The organism is Paeniglutamicibacter sulfureus (genome assembly GCF_030512175.1).
Taxonomy (GTDB): domain Bacteria; phylum Actinomycetota; class Actinomycetes; order Actinomycetales; family Micrococcaceae; genus Paeniglutamicibacter; species Paeniglutamicibacter sulfureus.
On the sequence record NZ_JAULBL010000002.1, the window covers coordinates 781,331 to 799,798 of the forward strand.

Here is an 18,468-nt window from a genome sequence, read left to right on the forward strand (position 1 = left end):
TATTGCACCGCGCAAAGGCTCGAATTGCCGGTTATTGGATACAAACCCGAAAGTTGAGAAGAAGATGTCACATACTTGGCGCCCACCGGTAGCACCTGCTTCCGTATTCCTGTCCCCCGGAGTCGTAATCGGTGGGAACAACTCGTCCCTTGAGTTGGCGTCGGTCCTGGCTGCCCAACTTGGGGTCAAAGACGGGCCGATACTTTTGGCCATTGATGACGCCGTAAAGTCAGCCGGCTTGATCGCACCTGTCGAGGCTGCGCTGCAAGATGCCGGCTATGCAGTCCAACTGCGCGGTGGCTTCGGTGCCGAACCCACGGACGAGATCGTCAACGCCGTTGCGAATGAAGCGCGATCCAACAACGTACAAGCAGTGATCGGCGTCGGTGGTGGGTCGGTCTTGGATTCCGCCAAGCTCGTTGCGTTGCTTCTGAAAAACGAGGGATTGTGCGCGGATTGGACCGGCGTCGTGGAACCGGCCAATGGTGTGGCGCCGCTTGTGTTGGTCCCCACCACATGTGGCACGGGAGCTGAGGCAACACGCATCGCCATGGTGACGATCGGCGGTAACAAGCGTGCGTCATCGTGCAGCCTTTACGTTCCGCGTGTTGCCGTTCTTGATCCGGTATTGGTGTCTTCCCTTCCCGGGAAGGTTGTCGCCGCGACGGGGATGGACGCACTGGCCCACGCCACCGAAGCGTTGATGTCCGCAACTGCCTCGCCGCTGAGTGCACACCACTCCCTACGCGCCATCGAATTGCTTGTGGACCATCTTGAGGCGGCATCGCAGGGGGACCAGGAAGCGCTTGGCCAAGTTCTGTGGGCATCGCACTTTGCTGGCCAAGCACTGAATGCCGGCGTTGTCCTCGGCCACTCGCTGGCATACTGCCTCGCCCACGCAAATCCAATGCCGCATGGAGTCTCGTGTGCCATGGCCCTTCCGTACTGCATTGCGTATAACCAAAACCTGGAGCCGTCCCTGGCCAAGCTTATTGCGAACGCACTGACGGCGGGCCAAAGCAACGACCTGCAGGTAGCGGCAAAATCTGTTGCCGAGCTGGCCGGCCGCATGGGTCTGCCAACCACGTTGGCCGACGCGGGCATTGGCGAAGACAAGACGTCTTCGATGGCTCAGCTCTGCGTCGCCGATTACCAGCGGCCCACGAATCCGGAGCCAATGACCCTCGAGGCCGTCCACAGCCTGTTTGACGCCATGATCTCCGGCGACATTGCAGGCGCCTTCTCCGTGACTGCACGTTGATACCGACGAAGCAAGGACCAATTATGAAAACCATCGAAGCAAATAACCTAGTCAATGGACAGTTCAAGGCTGCCAGTAACGGCGCCACGATCGAGGTCAGTAACCCGGCTACGGATGGCGAACTCGTCGGAACGGTACCCGCCATGACCTCAGACGACGTTCGCGAGGTCTTTGAAGCGGCTGTCCAAGGTGCTGCCGTGTGGAAGGGCGCATCCCAGCTCGAACGCGGGCGGATCCTCCTTCGCACCGCGGAACTTCTGCGCGAACGTAGCGGATCGCTCGTTGACCTGATTGTCAGGGAAATGGGTAAGACTCGAACCGAAGCTACTGGCGAAGTCGGCAAGACCGCAGAATTCTTCGAGTACTACGGTGGCATGGGACGAGACCCGTTTGGGGAAATGCTGAGCGATGCACGTCCGGGAACCTTTGCCGCACGCATCACTGAACCGCTGGGCGTTGTCCTCTTGATTACGCCGTGGAACGATCCGCTGCTCACACCAGCCCGCAAGCTGGGTCCGGCGCTCATCGCAGGGAACGCAGTCGTCATCAAGCCGGCGTCTGTCACCCCGCTGATCACGCTGGCACTGGCCGAAATCATGGTCGACGCCGGACTTCCGCAGGGTGTTTTGGGAACGGTGACTGGCCGGGGACGCGATATTTCCGAGGAGCTATTCGCCTCTGAACATATCCGCGCTGTCTCCTTCACCGGATCGACCGAGGTCGGACTAGATATCCAACGACGTCTTGCCGGACGCGGAATTCGGATCCAAACCGAAATGGGCGGCAAAAACGCCGCCGTCATCATGAACGACGCCGATTTGGATCTGGCGGTGCCCACGATCGTCGCGGGGGCCTTTGCCCAGGCCGGACAACGTTGCACCGCCACGAGTCGTCTCATTGTCCAGCGCGGCGTTGCAGACGAAGTGCGCAAACGCATCTCGGACGCCGTTTGCAACCTGGTGGTTGCTCCCGGTCAGACTCCGGGTGCCAACCTTGGCCCGGTGGTCGATTCCGGGGCGCAGAAACAGATCCAGCTGCATTTGGAAACCGCAAGGCAGGAGGGGGCATCGGTTCTCGCCGCCTCCCGGCTGGATGGGCAGACCTCCGACATTGGTTGCTTTGTCGCTCCCACGTTCCTGTCGGTCTCGCGGGAACACTCAATCTGGCGCGACGAGGTTTTTGGTCCGGTGCTCGCCATGCTCGAGGTCGACACTCTCGATGAGGCTGTCGACGCCGTCAATGATTCCGACTACGGTCTGTCCGCGGCGATTTTCACGAAGGACCTGGAGACCTCATTCGCGTTTCTTCGACGTGTTGACACCGGCCAGGTGTCCGTAAACCAGCCAACGACCGGCTGGGACATCCACCATCCTTTCGGAGGTTTCAAGGACTCGGGTTCCGGGTACAAGGAACAGGGGCGCGATGCGCTGACGTTCTACACGCGCATCAAGACCGCAGCAATTCGCACCCACTGATTACGAAGGAACCGGAATCATGAATGAATCCTTTTCACTCGTCGGCCGTCGTGCCTTGGTTACGGGTGGGAGCCGTGGTCTGGGCCGGGCAATCGCAGGAGGTCTGATTGGCGCAGGTGCAAGCGTCGCGATTGTTTCCCGTACCGCCTCTGAGGTCCAATCCGCAGCCACAGATTTGGGTGCTGCAGCATATCCGCTGGCCATGGACGTCGCCGTCGCCGGCCAGGAAGCCACGGTGATAGATCAGGCAGAGAATGTTCTTGGGGGGCCACTCGACATCGTGGTCCATGCCGCGGGTGTCCAACATAGGCAGCCCGCGGAGGAATTCGATCCTGCGGAATGGGAACGGATTCTTCGAATCAACCTGACTGCCCCGTTCATGCTAAGCCGAGAAATCGGTGCCCGCCAACTTCGGCGCGGTACCCAAGGAAGCCATATCTTTATCGGTTCTCTGACGAGCCTGCTGTCACTTCCGGACGTCAGCGCCTACACAGCCAGCAAGGCCGGAATCCATGGAGTCTTGCGGAGTCTTTCCACGGAATGGTCGGGGCGCGGAATCCGGGCCAACGGGATCGCTCCCGGATACTTTCGCACTGAGCTCACCGAAGCGGTATTCGCGGACACCGAACGATACCAAAAGATGCTCGATCGTATCCCCATGGGACGTTTCGGCAAACCCGAGGAATTGGCGGGAACGGCCGTGTTCCTTGCATCGGATGCCTCGAGCTACACAACGGGACAACTACTGGTTGTCGACGGCGGTTGGACTGCTGCATAGCCGCCGCACCACCTCACTCGTCTTACCCCATTTTGATTGGAGTAGAAAATGTACTTGAGAAGCAAGAGCGTTGATCGTCGCAGTTTCCTGAAAATTACCGGTGCTTCATTGGCAACCCTGGCGGCTGCACCGCTGCTGGCCAGCTGTGCGAGTCCCGGGACCGATGCCACTACATTGCGCATCGGTGCGATGTACCCGGTAAGCGGCACGAACGCTTTGCTGGGAGAGGAATCCTGGCGTGGAGCCCAAATTGCTGCAGAGTTGCGCAACCGAGCCGGCGGCGTTGCCGGCAAAGCGGTGGAACTGGTCTTTGCGGACGTTCCGGATGTTAATACGGCAACATCCGAAGCACGCCGCTTGGTCTTCAACAAAAACATCAAGATGGCGATTGGAACATATGGTTCCTCGCTGTGCTTGGCTGCCTCGGAGGTCTTCGCCCGTACCGGAAACGCCTTCATCGAACTCGGTGCGGTGTCAGAAGCCATCACGAATCGGGGTTATGAGCACGTATTCCGTTTCAATCCCACGGCGCACACCATGGCAGTTCTGCACATGCAATTCATCGACCAATTCCTCGCCGGAGCCCTTGGTAAGGAAATGAAGGATCTCAAGGTCCTGATGGTGCATGAAGATTCCTCCTATGGACAATCCATTGTCGAATTGGCGCGTCGCGAGGCAGCGAAGATCGGGCTGAAACACTTCGAAGCCGAACCCTACAGCGCCAAATCCACCGATTTGTCCTCGACGGTCTTGAGGATGAAGAACCAGAATCCCGATGTGGTCCTGGCGGTGTCCTACGCGGCCGATGCAGTGCTATTGGGCCGGCAGATTCGCGACAACAAACTGAAGCTCGGCGCATTCATCGGGACTGGAGGTGGGCACTCGCTGGCGAACTTCCAGAAGGCCCTGGGCTCCGCCGCTGATGGCGTCTTCGATGTGGATTTCACACAGATTCACGTGAATCCAGATTTTGCCCCGGGCATTGATGCGTTCCTTCAGGAATATCGAAGCCGCTTTGGCCAAGATCCGGCCTCGGGCCATTCGATTGCCAATTTCACCGGTACGAACTTGCTTCTGGATATCTTGGAACAGACCGGAGGATCCGATGACCCATCGGCGTTTGGTGCCGCCGCGCGCTCGATGAAGGTTCCAGAAGGCAGCACCGCTTCGGGCTGGGGCCTTGACCTGGATGAGCACAACCAAAACTCGCTTGGAACCATGAACGTCATGCAATGGAACGGGACGAAGCTCGAAACCGTCTTCCCGCCCGCTGCCGCCGTGCGTGAACCCCAACTCATTACGCCTTTCGGGCTATGACAGATAGGACCATCTAATGGACTACCTTGTGCAAACAGTTGTTGCGGGCCTGATGCTGGGCGGTGTGTACGCCCTCGTTGCAGTCGGGCTGAACCTGATCTTCGGTGTCGTGAAAATCATCAACTTCGCCCACGGCGAGCTGGTCATGATGGCCATGTACATGACCTGGTGGTTGTGGAACAGTTGGAATCTCAACCCCTACCTTTCGCTGGTGATAGTTACTCCGACGATGTTCCTCTTTGGTGTATTGCTGCAAAAGGTCATGATCGGGCCCATGCAGAATTCTTCGCCAATTATGAAGATCTTTGCCACACTTGGCCTTTCGGTGTTGCTGCAAAACCTGGCGCTATTTGTGTTCGGTGGGCAGTTCCGATCGGTGAGCATTCCGTGGGCCGAACAGAACACCACCATCCTCGGCGTCAGCGCCACTTATGGGCGAATCACGGCATTCGTTGTTGCTTTGGCCTTGGTGCTCGGCCTGTTCCTGCTGATGAACCGAACGTTAATCGGCACGGTGCTGCGTTCACTGGCTGAGGACCGTGAGACCGCAGGGTTGATCGGCATTCCCGTCCAGCGTTATTACCTGTTGGCGATGGGTCTCGGTGCGGCCTTGACCGGTGTCGCCGGAACCTTGATTATCCCGTTCCAAGCGGCCTACCCGCTGGTCGGTGCCCACTTCACGCTTCTGGCATTTGTCGTTGTCGTGCTTGGAGGGCTGGGTAACATGGCGGGTTCGTTGATCGGCGGATTGCTATTGGGGATCGTGGAGACCGTTGTAGGAACCTATATTGATCCCGCCCTCCAGCAGGTTGCCGTATTCGTCGTGTTTATTCTCGTGCTCATTGTTCGTCCGCAGGGTATCTTCGGCGGGTCGGCGCGCAACGCGGAAGTTGGTTTGAAGTGAAAAAGAAGGATCTTATCTGGCTTGGCGCAGGGACCCTGGCGGCCATTCTGCTTCCGCTTTTGGTCAGCGACCAATACATGTTGCACATCGGTGTCATGATCCTGATTTACGTGGGCATCACTGTGGCATGGAACATCATGGCGGTCGGCGGCATCCTGTCGCTCGGACACGCAGCCTTCTTTGGCGTGGGCGCATACACAGTCGCAATTCTGTATACGAACTACCATGTCAATCCTTGGCTTGGGCTCTTCCTCGCCGGCATCGCCGCCGCTGTTTCCTCACTGATTCTCGTAATTCCCTTGGTCCGGTTGCGCGGTCCGTTCTTCACCCTCGCAACATTGGCCTTTGTGGAAGTCCTGCGTTTGCTCTCCATCTGGGCGGTGTCAATTACTAAGGGTTCGGTGGGTATCACCACCCCGCCGCTCCAAGGCTTCGCTTATATTTCCTTTGAAAATCGTGAACCCTACTATTTCATCGCGCTGGTTCTGACCTTACTCACGGTGCTGCTTTCGATATGGATCTACCGGTCCAAGCTCGGATACCATCTGAGGGCCACCGACTCCAATGAGGAAGCCGTCCGAGCGCTGGGTGTTCGATCAAATCGAGTCAAAATCGGGTCGTTGCTCATCAGCTCCGCTGTGACTGGCATATTCGGTGCTTTCGCAGCGCTGTACTTCTTCGTGATCGAACCGGACACGCAGTTTTCCTCCACGCTTTACTCGATTCAACCCGCGCTGAATGGAATCATCGGCGGCATGGGGACAATTGCCGGACCCATTATTGGTGCGATCATCATGACTCCACTTGGCGAATGGCTGCGTGTGACATTCTCCGGGGCCAGCCAGGGCGTGAACTTCATGATCTACGGTTTGGTGTTGATCGTGATGGTCAGGATGATGCCCGGGGGACTGGTCGACGGCTTCCGTCGGCTTTTCTCGAAGTTCAAGAAAACCGATCCGGATGTCGATGCGGATTCCCGACCCGAGCCCGAGATGGCGACCGTAGGAAAGGCAGCGTCCAGCAATGACTGAACCGCTATTGAAAGTCGATAACGTTTCCAAGAGGTTCGGTGGCGTGCAGGCGGTAGGTGGAGTCAGTCTGGAATTGGCACCAGCGGAAATCGTCGGAATCATCGGACCCAACGGCGCCGGCAAGACATCATTCTTCAATCTCATTTCAGGCATGTTCTTCACCGACACCGGTTCGGTTAACTTCGACGGCGTCGATATCACCCGGCAGAATCCGGTGAAGCGCGCCCGAAACGGGATTGGTCGAACCTTCCAAGTGGTTAAGCCTTTCACCGGCATGACTGTCGCTGAAAACGTGATGGTCCCATTGCTGGTGAAGAGCGCCTCGGTAACTGCTGCCCGTCGCGGGGCCATGGAACTTCTCGACGACCTGGGAATTGCCAATATTGCCGACGCCCCCAGCGAGTCGCTGACTCTGGCACAGCGCAAGCGGGTCGAAGTCGCACGCGCGTTGGCCACCGGTCCGAAGCTATTGCTCTTGGACGAGGTCCTTGCCGGGTTGAATAGCCGTGAAGTCGTGGATGTATTGCCCTTCGTCACCCGTGTACGCGACCGAGGTGTTGCCATTTTGATGATTGAGCATATCGTTTCCGCGGTCATGGAAGTTTCGGACCGGATGATGGTGCTAGATCATGGACAACAAATCGCCTTTGGTGACCCGGAAGAGGTCATCAAGGATCCTAAGGTCGTCGAGGCCTACCTCGGCACCTCCGAGTAGGAGACAGACAAGATGCTTGAAGTAAAGAACATCTCGGCGTACTACGGCGATGCACAGGCGCTCGAAGACGTCAGCCTACAGATGCCGTTCAACGGCATTACTGCCCTGCTCGGACCCAATGCCGCTGGGAAGTCCACCACCTTACGAGTTATTTCCGGGCTGATTCCGGCCAAGACCGGCGACATCCAGTTCAATGGACAAAGCGTTCTGCGGCTCAGCCCCCAGCAACGCGTCCGTCTGGGCATCGTGCATGTGCCTGAGGGACGTAAGCTCTTTGGCTCACTAACGGTTGAGGAGAATCTGATCCTTGGGGGTTATGTCACTCGCAAGGACAGCAAGATGCAGTCACGACTCGACGCGATCTATGACCATTTCCCGCGCCTGGCCGAACGACGAAACCAGGAAGCTGGCCTGATGTCGGGCGGCGAGCAACAAATGTGCGCAGTGGGACGCGGGCTGATGGCCGAGCCCAAGGCCCTGTTGATCGATGAGATGTCTCTGGGACTGGCTCCCGTGATCGTCACCCAGATGTTCTCCATCGTCCGGGACATTGCGTCCACCGGCGTTGGTGTCCTTTTGGTCGAGCAGCACGTGAAGAACGCCCTCGAAGTGGCTGACTTCGCGACGATCATCGACGGCGGTCAAACTCGCGTCACCGGGACGGCCGCAGACCTGCGCGAAAGCGACTTGGTCCGCGAGTCCTATCTGGGAAAGTGACGGATCTAGATGTTTGCCTTACAGAAGGTTTCGTCTGAACCGTGGGACCTACAGATCTCAGAGGTGAAGACCCCGCAGCTCGTCGCCGGTGAAGTCCTGTTGCGGTCGCAAGCAATCGGAATTTGCGGATCTGACGTTCACGCAGCGCGATCGGACGAAGGCTACGAGTGGTTAAGGCCGCCGTTGGTACTGGGCCATGAAGTCACCGGACAGATTGCCGCAACGGCTTCCGGACTCGAGTCGTTGATCGGTCGCCGCGCTGTAGTCATTGCCATCGACGGATGCGGCGATTGTCCGATCTGCCGCCGAGGTGAGACCAACTATTGTGAGGGCCGCGACTGTATTGGCATCCACGCCGATGGCGGGTTGGCGGAGTTCCTGGCCATTCCAGCCAGTCGATTGTATTTGCTGCCCGAGGACAGCGACCTGGCTCCCGTGCTGGCGGCACTCATTGAGCCAGCCGCCATTGCGCTTCAGGCAATCAGCCGACTGGAAATGGACCTATCCGGAGCTCCCATAGGTGTATCCGGTCCCGGTGCCATTGGTTTGCTTTCCGGTCTGGCCCTGTTGGAGGAAGGTGCCTCAGTGCACATGTATGGCCCTGCAGAAGGCGCGGAAACACGGATAGCCTTCGCTCAGCGCCTGGGAATGCAAATCGGTCGACAAGACGATCCCTTTGCTGCAGTTGGATGGGTGGAAGCATCGGGATCCGAATCCGCCCTGAACGCGGCGCTGCAACGGTTGGGCTTGCGCTCCCAAATAGTGGTGCCGGCCATGTTCCGGAATCTCACTGGCATAAATATGAACCTGATTGTGCGCAGGGGAATGAGATTGCACGGTACCTACGGTTACGTCCGTAGCGATTACGAAGCTGCACATCGCCTGATTCATAAGTACAAGGACCAGCTGCAGGAAATGATCACCATTTTTCGGTTCGAGGATTCAATTGAAGCCATTAAGCGTACGTCAAGGGCCGAACTGATCAAAGCCGTAATCGTGCCAGGACCGGCATAGATTCAGTGGCCAACGTCGGATTCTTCGTTGGACCGTTATTGATTGCCTCGGAGTGACACACGTCGCGCTCGAAGCCGTTAGCGTGCGGCGAATTCCATGGAAATGGGCGAGGGCTCGGAAGCCAAACGCTCAAGGGTGTCGACCGGCCCGGCTCGACCGAAATCTAATGGACGGTGCGGGCCAGGACGAGAAAGCCAGGGGATGGGTTGGAGCCAACGTCGCATTCATATCGCAGGGATTCGGCAGTGAAACACAGTCCTGACGGACACTCTTCATCAGCGCACAGTAGCCGTAAGTGTGGGAGCGCTGACGAAAATCAACGGGGAACTAGTAGAAAGAAGATGATAACCATGGGCGAACGAATTGGAATTATTGGCGGCGGGATTGTTGGTATTGCCGCTGCACGAGCTTTGAGCGCTTCCGGAGACTTTGAGGTAACGGTCTTGGAGAAGGAAGCACGCCTTGCGGCGCACCAAACGGGACACAACTCCGGTGTGGTCCACGCTGGTTTGTACTACCAGCCGGGCTCATTGAAGGCAGAACTCTGTGCGCGGGGCCGCCAGATGACTCGTGACTACTGTTTGGAACGTGGACTTCCATACCGCGAAGTCGGAAAGCTCGTGGTGGCACTTTCGGAAGGCGAATTGGGGCGGCTGGATGACATCCAGCAGCGGGCCACAACAAACCAGGTCCCGGGGCTTCGACGGTTGTCGGCAGAAGAAATGCGAGAGATCGAGCCGAACGTGGCTGGTGTCGCTGCGGTCCATTCCCCACACACAGCAGTCGTTGATTATGCGGCTATCACCGAATGTATGGCTGGCGACGTGCGGGCCAACGGCGGCAATATCCTGCTGCACCAGGATGTCACGGCGATATCGACAAGCGGAGGCGTGACCACAATATCAACTTCTGCAGGGGCGCACACATTCGATCGGCTTCTCGTTTGTGCCGGCCTTCAATCAGACATCTTGGCAAAGATGGTCGGGGCCAGTCCGTCGCCAAAGATCCTGCCGTTCCGCGGGGAGTATTGGTCCATGAGCGCTGAATCTGCACCGATGATCAAGGGCATGATCTACCCGGTTCCCGACCCGCGTTTCCCGTTCCTGGGCGTCCACTTCACCCGCGGCGTCTATGACGACGTCCACGTGGGGCCCAACGCCGTGCCCGCTCTGGCGCGCGAGGGATATTCGTGGGGCAAGGTCTCATTCAAGGACACTTTGGAATCCCTCTCCTGGCCGGGTGCCGGGGTCTTGGCCAAAAACCATTGGCTGATGGGCGCCAGAGAGATCAGCGCCTCGTTGCTGAAGCCGCTCTACTACAAGCAAGCACGATCCTTCGTACCGGCGCTGAAGTCGTCACATCTGGAATCAAAAACTGCTGCGGGTGTCCGGGCACAGGCTTGGAATAAAGACGGATCACTTCTGGACGACTTCGCAGTGGATCAGATTGGCTCGGTGACCCTGCTGAGGAATGCGCCCTCACCCGCCGCGACATCGGCTATGGCAATCGCAGACCATGTTTTGGAGAACTTCATGAAGATCGCGGCGCGATAAGTCCGAATCAAGGTCTTGTGGAAGTGGCAGCAAGCCTCAAAGGACAACGGCGAAATGGCACCTTGCTGCCACTTCTGCTTGGGACACATCATCGCGAGGCCTTCGCCATCCCCTCCCCGCCGGTCGTGGTGATCACTGCCGCCGAGGGCCGGGAACCCGGGCAGACAGGAGTGACCTCGCACTTCCATATCGAGGAGACCTCGCAGGGAGCCAGGGACACGATCTTCCCGCACTACAGCTACTGCATCGGGCAGAACATGTCGCGCGCCAGCTGCCTGGACCGGGGGCCTTCGAGTTCTGGGCGTCTGCCCGTGGTGCCTTCTTCGCGGGCAGACCAGCGGAGATCGTCGAGAGGACCCTCTGGGACACACCCGCCCTGGCCCAGGACAGGGTTGGCGCCCTGTGGCAGGTCGCATACGCTGGGCTCCATCGAGCTGCTGGCCACTGAAGTGTTGCCCGCGTCAGTGCAGCACTGAAGCAGCAAAGGCCAGCTCGGGTTGTTGACGTGCCCACCGGATGCGGGGACTGGGTCGGTGCCCGGGCTCCATCATTTCATGCAGTGGGGGAGGCTACCGTTCGGCCGTAAGTTGCTCGAGGGGACTCGGGCGTGAAAAGACGAAGTAGCGCTGCTCGGAATCGATGTTGAACGCCGACACTCAGCCCTGATATCTGAGTCCTGGACGGCCTGGCAACCGTCGCATGCCCGCTTGTGCCGTGAGAGGATCCAAAAGTGGGCAACTCGGCGCGAGGAGCTCTGTTTTCCCGAATCGAGGATTCATAAACGCTTCACAACTCTCGAACGAGCGCCCAGAAAAATGGGCAGTCGAGCATAAATATGCGTGATTGCCTACAAAGTGGTGTTAAGCGCGGTCCGCGCTGTCAATACCCTGATCGGCGCCGCGGTATGCCGCGCGTCGCTTCCAATAACCGGCCGTTGCCACCAGCTCGAGCGGTCCCCAAAGAAGCAGCGGTGCGTAGCAGGCAACCATGATTGCCAACGGGATCCCGGAGACCAGGCCGTTGTCGGGACGGTGACCGGCAAGGACCTGTGTCGTCATCGTGATGGTGAATAGCCATGTCACGGCAAGCCCGCCAAGCGTGGCGACCACGAGTACCGGTGCGAGAATTACCCGCCGTCCCAGGAGTCTCTCGCCCCAAGGCCGAACAAGCCCGATCGTGAGGAAGCCCGCGGTGAGTTGGACCACGCTCAAGGCGAAGACGTAAACGTAATTCGCAACAGGGTCGCCGGCCAGCTCAAATTGTCGGAGCGCCTCGGTCCCGGGCAACAGTCCAAGGATCATGAGAATCCGCGACAGGGCAGAGGGGACGGTCGCGAGGAATGCTCCCCATGCGGCGATCACGGCCCAGCGCTGAACTGCTGGCATGTTGGTTCCACCTTTCACCGTCGTACGCTAGCCATGAACTTCGCAGGTGGCAAGGCCTTCCTGCTCGGCATCAAACGGAGACTCGGCGTGTCTGTGGTGGTGCCGGGCGATAGGCAGCGAGCCGCCGCGGGCGCGATCCAACGCGGGCAGGGAGTCGCTGAAGGGAAAGGATGGCCGGGCGAGCAGGTTTCCAATCGGAGCGGTGAACAGAAGGTTCCCCGGACTTCCGGAACCTGGGCACACAGCGGGAGCGCGTGGCCGGGGCATGCCGACCGCCCCGGCCACGCGCTCCCTGATTGCCGTTACGGGGCCTCTACCGGGTCCACATCGCCGATGTGGCCTTCGGCGTTGGCGTCCAGGACGCGTGCGACGAATGCGCCGAATTCGCTCATGTAGTGGCCGAGGAACTCCGCCGTTCCGCTGTCGGAGACGTTGCCTTCATCATCGAAGATCTCGGGCTTGAAGGCGATGTAAGCCTCGGGGGAGTTCAGCTGCGGGGCATCGAGGAAGCTGAGCACGCTGCGCATGTTCGATTGCATGACCGCGGTGCCGATGGCACCGACGGAGGCGCCGATGATGCCGCTGGGCTTGCGGGCGAAGGAGTTGGCACCCCACGGGCGCGAACCCCAGTCGATGGCGTTCTTCAGTGCGCCGGGAATCGAACGGTTGTATTCGGGGGAAACGAACAGCAGGCCGTCCGAAGACTCGACTGCCTGCTTGAATGCGGTGCCCTCGGGCGGGTAGTTGTCGTCAAAATCGTAGTTGTACAACGGGAGATCCTTGATGGAGATCTCGGTGAATTGAAGGTTGTCCGGAGCGAGCTTGATCAACGCCTTGGAAAGAGTGCGGTTGATGGATCCGGTGGACAGTGAACCGACGATATAACCAATGTTGTATTGAGTCATGGGGACAGTCCAACACGGGAACCGCGGCATCGTCCATAGCTGCTGGCCAAATATTAGGTGAACGCGCAAGCATGCTGAATCCCGCACTGTCCGGGAACAACGAAGCAGCAGCCGGTGACCGAGGACGAAACGTTGGGGGCACGGAGTCTCCGGCGCTGCGCTGTTCCGCGGCTCCGCCGGAGCCGGTGCCGAACCGGCCGGCGTTTGTCTACGTGGGCTCCTTCGGTGCTGTTGCCTCATGGTGGCGTCGGCCGTGGGTGCGGCGCTCTTCCTTCATTTGGGCCTCGAAAAGGTGGCGGCGTCCCTGCACGAGCTGTTCGCGGACCCCCTGCTCCAGGGACTTGAAATCGTTATAGTACCCATCGTCGTATTCCTCCATGATCTGAAAGGTCCAGCGGCCTTCCAAAACATTGCGTCCCACCAGGCTGTCCTGCAACTCCTGGGCAATCTCTTCGTGTCCTGCTTCCTTGAACAGGTCCACCGCCTCTCCCAGTGCCAGGTCTGCCCTACCGGTGAGACGGTGAAAACGGTAGAGATTCCCGCGCGCCTCTTCAATGATTTCAAAGGCCTCGGAGAGTTTTCCCAGCGCCTTGATGGTGCCTTCCGAAGTGCCCGGCGGCGCCACATGATCCGGACTCGGTTTTTCTCGGTCATGTTCCATGAAAGATCCCTCCGTTGCCTGTGCCGATACGTGGCGAGCGTAAACCACCACGGATAGAAAGTCAGCAAAATGCAGCGGGACTAGAAGCGCTTGAAGGTATTGCTCAGTGGCAGGCCCTCCTTGAAGGCATTGATATTCTGCGCAATCTCCGTAGCACGCCGCACGAAGGTCTGGTGCGCGTGGCCGGAGTGGTGTGGAGTGGCGATGACTTGGGGAAGGGCAGCTAAACGCGACACAGACTCCGGGGCGTCGATTCCGATGGGTGCATCCCACCAAACATCCAGGGCGGCCCCGCCAATGGCTTTGTTCTGCAGCGCAGCATAAAGTGCCTCCTCGTCAACGATCGACCCTCGCGAGACATTGACCAGCAGGGCATCGTCGCGCATGAGCTCGAATTGCCCGGCTCCCATCAGCCCGCGGGTTTCCCCGGTGAGTGGCAGGCACAGCACCACCACGTCGCTGGCCGCAAGCAGTTCGGGCAGGTTCTCCATGGCTTTGACCCATTCGAGGTCCGCTTCCAGAACGGAGCCGGCTTGGGGGCTCCGGCGAACCGCAACGGCCTTCATGCCCAGCCCGGTGCACAGGCGCACCGCTTCGGTGCCGATCCCGCCCAGCCCGACGAAGCCGATCGTGAGCTCATCCAGGGTCCGGTGCAGGGGAGTGCTAGGTTCGGTGGCCACCGAGGGCCAGGTGCCGGAGCGCATCTGTTCGGTCACGGACAGCAGCCGCCGCTGGTGGGCCAGCACCGTCATCAGGATGTGCTCGGCGATTGAGCGTTCATGGTGCGAGGTCCGAGAAACCACCGTCTCGACTGGCAAGTCGGCAACGGCGACCCTATCGGCACCGGAACCGGTGATGTGCACGAATCCTGCGGTGCAGGCGGCCGCATCACGGGAGCCGAGCTTTGCGCACACCAGCACCTCGGCACCGGCAATGGCCGCGGACTGTGCTTCGGAGGAAAGGTTGGCAACGAATTCCCAGTCGTTGCCGGGAGCCGTTTCCTGCAGCAGGTCCGCGAACCTGGAGATGATGGGGTCGGTGACAACAACGCGCACGGCACTCACCAGCGCGGGGTGGTGAGCTGGAATTCCGGCTGGATGCTCTGCATATAGGTGGTGTCGTCGCGTTTAGTGAGCCCGCAATCCAGGTACTGCTGGTGCAGCCGGGCCAGCGCGTCCTCGTCGAGTTCCACTCCAAGCCCGGGTTTGGTGGAAACCTTGACCGAGCCCCCGCTGATTTCCAGGGCCCCAGGAACGATCACGTCGTCACTGGCCAGCTTCCAAGGCCAATGCGTGTCGCAGGCGTAGTCGATGTTCCTGGTGGCGGCGGCCAGCTGGATCATCGCGGCAAAGCTGATGCCAAGGTGCGAGTTCGAGTGCATGGACAGGCCAAGCTTGAATGTCTCGGCAATGCCGGCCAACGCCTGCGAGCGCCTCAGCCCGCCCCAGAAGTGGTGGTCCGAGAGGACGACGTCCACGGCGCCCGCGGCGATCGCCGGCGGCACGTCGTTGAAGGACACCACGCACATGTTGGTGGCGATGGGCAGGTCGACTGCGGCGCGGACCGCTGCGTTGTCTTCGATGGACAGGCACGGATCCTCGAGGTATTCCAGGACCTTCTCCAGGCGCTTGCCGACCTTGATGGCGGTCTCCACGGTCCACACGCCATTGGGATCGATCCTCAGCGGCATCTCAGGGAACGCTTCGCGCAAGGCCTCGATCGTGGCGGACTCGATCTCCGGTTCGAAGACCCCGCCCTTGAGCTTGAGCGCGGTAAAACCGTAGTCGTTGACCATCTTGCGGGCCTGGGCCACGATTCCCGCCGGGTCCAGCGCCTCGCCCCACGCATCGGGTGCATGGCCCGGATGTCCCGCCCATTTGTAGAAGAGGTAGCCGCTGAACGCGACCTCGTCGCGCACCGCTCCGCCCAACAACATGCTGACCGGAACACCCAGTGCCTTGCCCTGGATGTCGAGGCATGCCACGTCGAATGCCGAGAGGACCCGGTCCTCGAGCGAGGTCGTCGTGACCATGCCGCCGGTTCCGTGCCCGCCGAGGCCTGAATCCTCCCGCAGGGATTCGGCGACCAGGGCAGAAACCTGGTTGATGTTGAAGGCATCAGCACCCACCAGCAGGGTAGCCGCACGGTTCAGCCGGGCCACATGGGCCTCGTCGCCGTAGGTTTCACCCAGACCGTAGATCCCGTCCTCGGTGCGGATGACCACGATGGCACGCAAAGCGAATGGTTCGTGCACTCCCACGGAGTTCAGCAACGGGGGATCGGCGAATGCCACGGGAGTCACGCTGACCTCGGTGATGAGGCAGCAGTTCATGGGCGTTGTCTCGGGATTGAGCGTTGCGAGCGAGAAGTCTGGACCAGATTCCGACATGTGGGGGCTCCGTATCAAAGGTGTGGTTAGACTCACCCTAGAAGCATGTATCGATGCATGTCCAAGCCAAATATGACAAGCAATCATTCAAGGAGTGAATCGATGTTTTCGCTGATCCAGCTCGAGTCATTCGTGGCAGTGGCCGAGGAATTGCACTTCGGTGCCGCGGCGGAGCGGCTGAACATGACCCAGCCTCCGCTGAGTCGACAGATCCAACTCCTCGAACGCGAGCTCCAGGCCCAGCTCTTCATTCGCAACTCCCGCCGGGTGGAGCTCACCGCAGCGGGCCGGGTGTTGTTGCCCAATGCCAGGCGAATCCTCGACTTGAGCTCGAAGACCAGTTTGGAGGTGTCCCGGGTGGCCACGGGTGACGCGGGGACCGTGGTCATCGGGTACACGGCCGTAGCCGGCCAAGCCGTGCTTCCGGATCTCTTGGGCCAAGCGTCCAAGCACCTGCCGCACGTCACCCTGGTGTTGCGTGAGGCCGTCTCCGTTGACCAGTTGGAGGCGCTGAGCAAGGGAGCGATCGACATTGGGATCCTGCGCCCCATCGTCACCCGTCCCGGCGTTCTCACGCAGCTCATCAAGAAGGACCGCTTGGTGGTGGCGCTTCCGGAGGGCCATGACCTGGCCACGGGAAAGGGCGTGTTCATCAAAGAACTCGTGGGCCTCCCGCTGATGATGTACTCGACGGGCGAGGCCCGATACTTCTACGACCTGGTGCTCCGGCTCTTCGACTCGGTCGGGGCACGGCCGAACATTGCCCAGATCGCCAGCCAGATCCCTGCGCTCTTGGCGTTGGTGGCGGCCGGCTTGGGTGTCACGCTGGTTCCGGCAACGGCCATGGAGTTCACCCCGCGCGGGGTGGTCTTCGAGGAGATCACCGGGGCCAACGGGCTGTCGAACCTGAACCACTCGGACATGTATCTGGCGTGGGACGAATCATCCACCAACCCCGCCGCCGAAATGCTGCGCAAGATCTTCCTGGATTCGCTAACTTCGGAATCCGGGGAACCCGGCGATTCGACCTCCCCGAATGAGTCGTCCTGAACTTGGATTGAATTGACTGGCGTTCCCTCGCGTGACAGCAGCTCCGCAGCTACCGCTCACCCCTTCCCGCCGGGTCTCGCGCGCCCAAGAGGCGGCTGTCGATCAGGTGCCTTTCGAGCACCTCGGCGTCCGGCGCGAATCCCAGACCCGAGGTGTAAGGAAGGTCAAAGTTTGCCCGGACGGCATGAAGCGGGTGGAGGTGCTCGTCCCAGACCAGCAACGGGACTTCCAGCTGGACCTCCTCGGACATGGCGGCGATGAATTGGGCGGTGGCCACCTGTGCCGGTCCGTAGTAGAAACAGTGGGGAACCACCACGGCTGTGTCGGTGCGGGGCGACAGGTAACGCAGCATGGAACTGAATCCGCCGATCTTGCCGATGCTCGGCTGGGCCACACCCAGCGCGCCGGCAGCGAGCGCGGCATCCAGGGCCTGTGCGCCGGAGACGTTTTCGCCGCCGGCCAGCGCAATTCCCCTGGAATTCAAGCGGCGATGGGCCTCGACGTCGTCCGGGGGCCACAGCGGTTCCTCCAGCCAGCGCAGGTTCAGCGGCAGGAACGAATCGATTGCCGCCGCCGCGTCCCCTTCATTCCACCGGCAATTGACGTCCACCATGAGCGGTGCGGAGGCACCTGCCTGTGCCCGGGCCGCGGCGATGGCCGGATAGCTGGACTCATGCAGCTTGAAGGCCTCAAAGCCCAAGCCCGGGGCGCGGGAAATCTGCCGGGCCACCTCGGCGGGGTCTTCCCCGTAGTGCACCAGGCTGGCATAGGCAGTGATGCTATTCCTAGCCGAGGGGTTGAGCAATTGCCGCAGTGGCATCTCGGCGATCTGCGCCTTGATATCCCACAAGGCGATGTCGAGGGCAGAAATGGCATAGAGGACCGGGCCGGTGCGGCCGAAGGCATGGAAGGCGCGTTGCGCCTGGTCGTTGAGCGCTTCCGGATCCACGGGCTTGTTCAGGTAGAACGGGGCAACGAGCGATTCGAGGGCGGCCCAGGTGACGTCGTTGACCTTGTGCCCGAAGGCCTCGCCCCATCCGATCAGCCCTTCGCTGGTTGTCACCTTGACCATCAAAGATTCCATGGACGTGAAGGTGCGCGAGGAGGCGTTGAACTCATCAATGCTCTCCTCGCCGGCCTCCGCACTGCGGGTCGCGTTGAAGGGCATGCGCACCCGGAGCAGCTGAACCGACTCAATGCTTGGTTCGGCTCGCGGACCTGTCACTGGCATGGGGTGCTCCATTTGAAGGATTGGGTTTGCGTGGCAGATATTGGGGCGGACATGGGGCTTCCCACTTCACCCGAATATAGGG

The 18,468-nt window shown here is 60.1% G+C and carries 17 protein-coding genes; 11 read left to right on the plus strand and 6 right to left on the minus strand.

The genetic code is table 11. The features are described from left to right. Positions 1-64: 64 nt before the first annotated feature. The 10 genes from Q2T94_RS10230 to lhgO all read left to right on the plus strand — a co-directional run bounded on the left by Q2T94_RS10230 (position 65) and on the right by lhgO (position 10,765). Complete coding sequence (locus Q2T94_RS10230) at positions 65-1,261, plus strand: iron-containing alcohol dehydrogenase (RefSeq protein WP_302266403.1); 1,197 nt, start codon at positions 65-67, stop codon at positions 1,259-1,261. Positions 1,262-1,284: 23 nt separating this feature from the next. Next, on the plus strand, positions 1,285-2,736 hold the full coding sequence (locus Q2T94_RS10235) for an aldehyde dehydrogenase family protein (RefSeq protein ID WP_302264109.1): 1,452 nt from the start codon (positions 1,285-1,287) through the stop codon (positions 2,734-2,736). 19 nt (positions 2,737-2,755) lie between these two features. Beyond that, positions 2,756-3,514: an SDR family oxidoreductase gene (locus tag Q2T94_RS10240; protein WP_302264111.1), complete on the plus strand. Its 759-nt coding sequence runs from the start codon at positions 2,756-2,758 to the stop codon at positions 3,512-3,514. Positions 3,515-3,568: 54 nt separating this feature from the next. Then, on the plus strand, positions 3,569-4,831 hold the full coding sequence (locus Q2T94_RS10245; protein WP_302264113.1) for an ABC transporter substrate-binding protein: 1,263 nt from the start codon (positions 3,569-3,571) through the stop codon (positions 4,829-4,831). Positions 4,832-4,847: 16 nt separating this feature from the next. Then, positions 4,848-5,735: a branched-chain amino acid ABC transporter permease gene (locus Q2T94_RS10250; RefSeq protein ID WP_302264115.1), complete on the plus strand. Its 888-nt coding sequence runs from the start codon at positions 4,848-4,850 to the stop codon at positions 5,733-5,735. Further along, a complete protein-coding gene (locus Q2T94_RS10255; RefSeq protein ID WP_302264117.1) occupies positions 5,732-6,766 on the plus strand; it encodes a branched-chain amino acid ABC transporter permease in 1,035 nt (344 codons plus the stop codon). The genes Q2T94_RS10250 and Q2T94_RS10255 overlap by 4 nt, the downstream gene beginning before the upstream one ends. Then, positions 6,759-7,481 carry an ABC transporter ATP-binding protein gene (locus Q2T94_RS10260; protein WP_302264118.1) on the plus strand — a complete coding sequence of 241 codons (723 nt, stop codon included), beginning with the start codon at positions 6,759-6,761 and terminating at the stop codon, positions 7,479-7,481. The genes Q2T94_RS10255 and Q2T94_RS10260 overlap by 8 nt, the downstream gene beginning before the upstream one ends. 12 nt (positions 7,482-7,493) lie before the next feature. Then, positions 7,494-8,198, plus strand: coding sequence for an ABC transporter ATP-binding protein (locus Q2T94_RS10265; protein ID WP_302264121.1), 705 nt, complete (start codon positions 7,494-7,496; stop codon positions 8,196-8,198). Positions 8,199-8,207: 9 nt separating this feature from the next. Continuing rightward, positions 8,208-9,212 carry a zinc-dependent alcohol dehydrogenase gene (locus Q2T94_RS10270; protein WP_302264122.1) on the plus strand — a complete coding sequence of 335 codons (1,005 nt, stop codon included), beginning with the start codon at positions 8,208-8,210 and terminating at the stop codon, positions 9,210-9,212. Between the two features lie 350 nt (positions 9,213-9,562). Beyond that, positions 9,563-10,765: an L-2-hydroxyglutarate oxidase gene (gene lhgO / locus Q2T94_RS10275; RefSeq protein WP_302264124.1), complete on the plus strand. Its 1,203-nt coding sequence runs from the start codon at positions 9,563-9,565 to the stop codon at positions 10,763-10,765. Between the two features lie 860 nt (positions 10,766-11,625). On the opposite strand, the gene Q2T94_RS10280 is transcribed toward lhgO, so the two are convergent. From Q2T94_RS10280 to Q2T94_RS10300, 5 genes are all read right to left on the minus strand, one after another. Beyond that, entirely contained in the window at positions 11,626-12,150 is a 525-nt protein-coding gene (locus tag Q2T94_RS10280) for a hypothetical protein (RefSeq protein ID WP_302264126.1), read from the minus strand. Between the two features lie 302 nt (positions 12,151-12,452). Beyond that, positions 12,453-13,055, minus strand: coding sequence for an NADPH-dependent FMN reductase (locus Q2T94_RS10285; RefSeq protein ID WP_302264128.1), 603 nt, complete (start codon positions 13,053-13,055; stop codon positions 12,453-12,455). 208 nt (positions 13,056-13,263) lie between these two features. After that, on the minus strand, positions 13,264-13,716 hold the full coding sequence (locus Q2T94_RS10290) for a hypothetical protein (RefSeq protein ID WP_302264130.1): 453 nt from the start codon (positions 13,714-13,716) through the stop codon (positions 13,264-13,266). Positions 13,717-13,796: 80 nt separating this feature from the next. Further along, entirely contained in the window at positions 13,797-14,771 is a 975-nt protein-coding gene (locus tag Q2T94_RS10295; protein WP_302264132.1) for a 2-hydroxyacid dehydrogenase, read from the minus strand. A 5-nt stretch (positions 14,772-14,776) separates the two neighbouring features. Continuing rightward, on the minus strand, positions 14,777-16,105 hold the full coding sequence (locus tag Q2T94_RS10300; protein ID WP_367281537.1) for a glucarate dehydratase family protein: 1,329 nt from the start codon (positions 16,103-16,105) through the stop codon (positions 14,777-14,779). Positions 16,106-16,207: 102 nt separating this feature from the next. Between Q2T94_RS10300 and Q2T94_RS10305 the strand changes: the two genes are divergently transcribed. Next, a complete protein-coding gene (locus Q2T94_RS10305) occupies positions 16,208-17,155 on the plus strand; it encodes a LysR family transcriptional regulator (RefSeq protein WP_302264133.1) in 948 nt (315 codons plus the stop codon). Positions 17,156-17,204: 49 nt separating this feature from the next. Here the strand turns inward: Q2T94_RS10305 and Q2T94_RS10310 are convergent, their stop codons facing one another. Further along, positions 17,205-18,386 carry a mandelate racemase/muconate lactonizing enzyme family protein gene (locus tag Q2T94_RS10310; RefSeq protein ID WP_302264134.1) on the minus strand — a complete coding sequence of 394 codons (1,182 nt, stop codon included), beginning with the start codon at positions 18,384-18,386 and terminating at the stop codon, positions 17,205-17,207. Between the last annotated feature and the right edge of the window lie 82 nt (positions 18,387-18,468).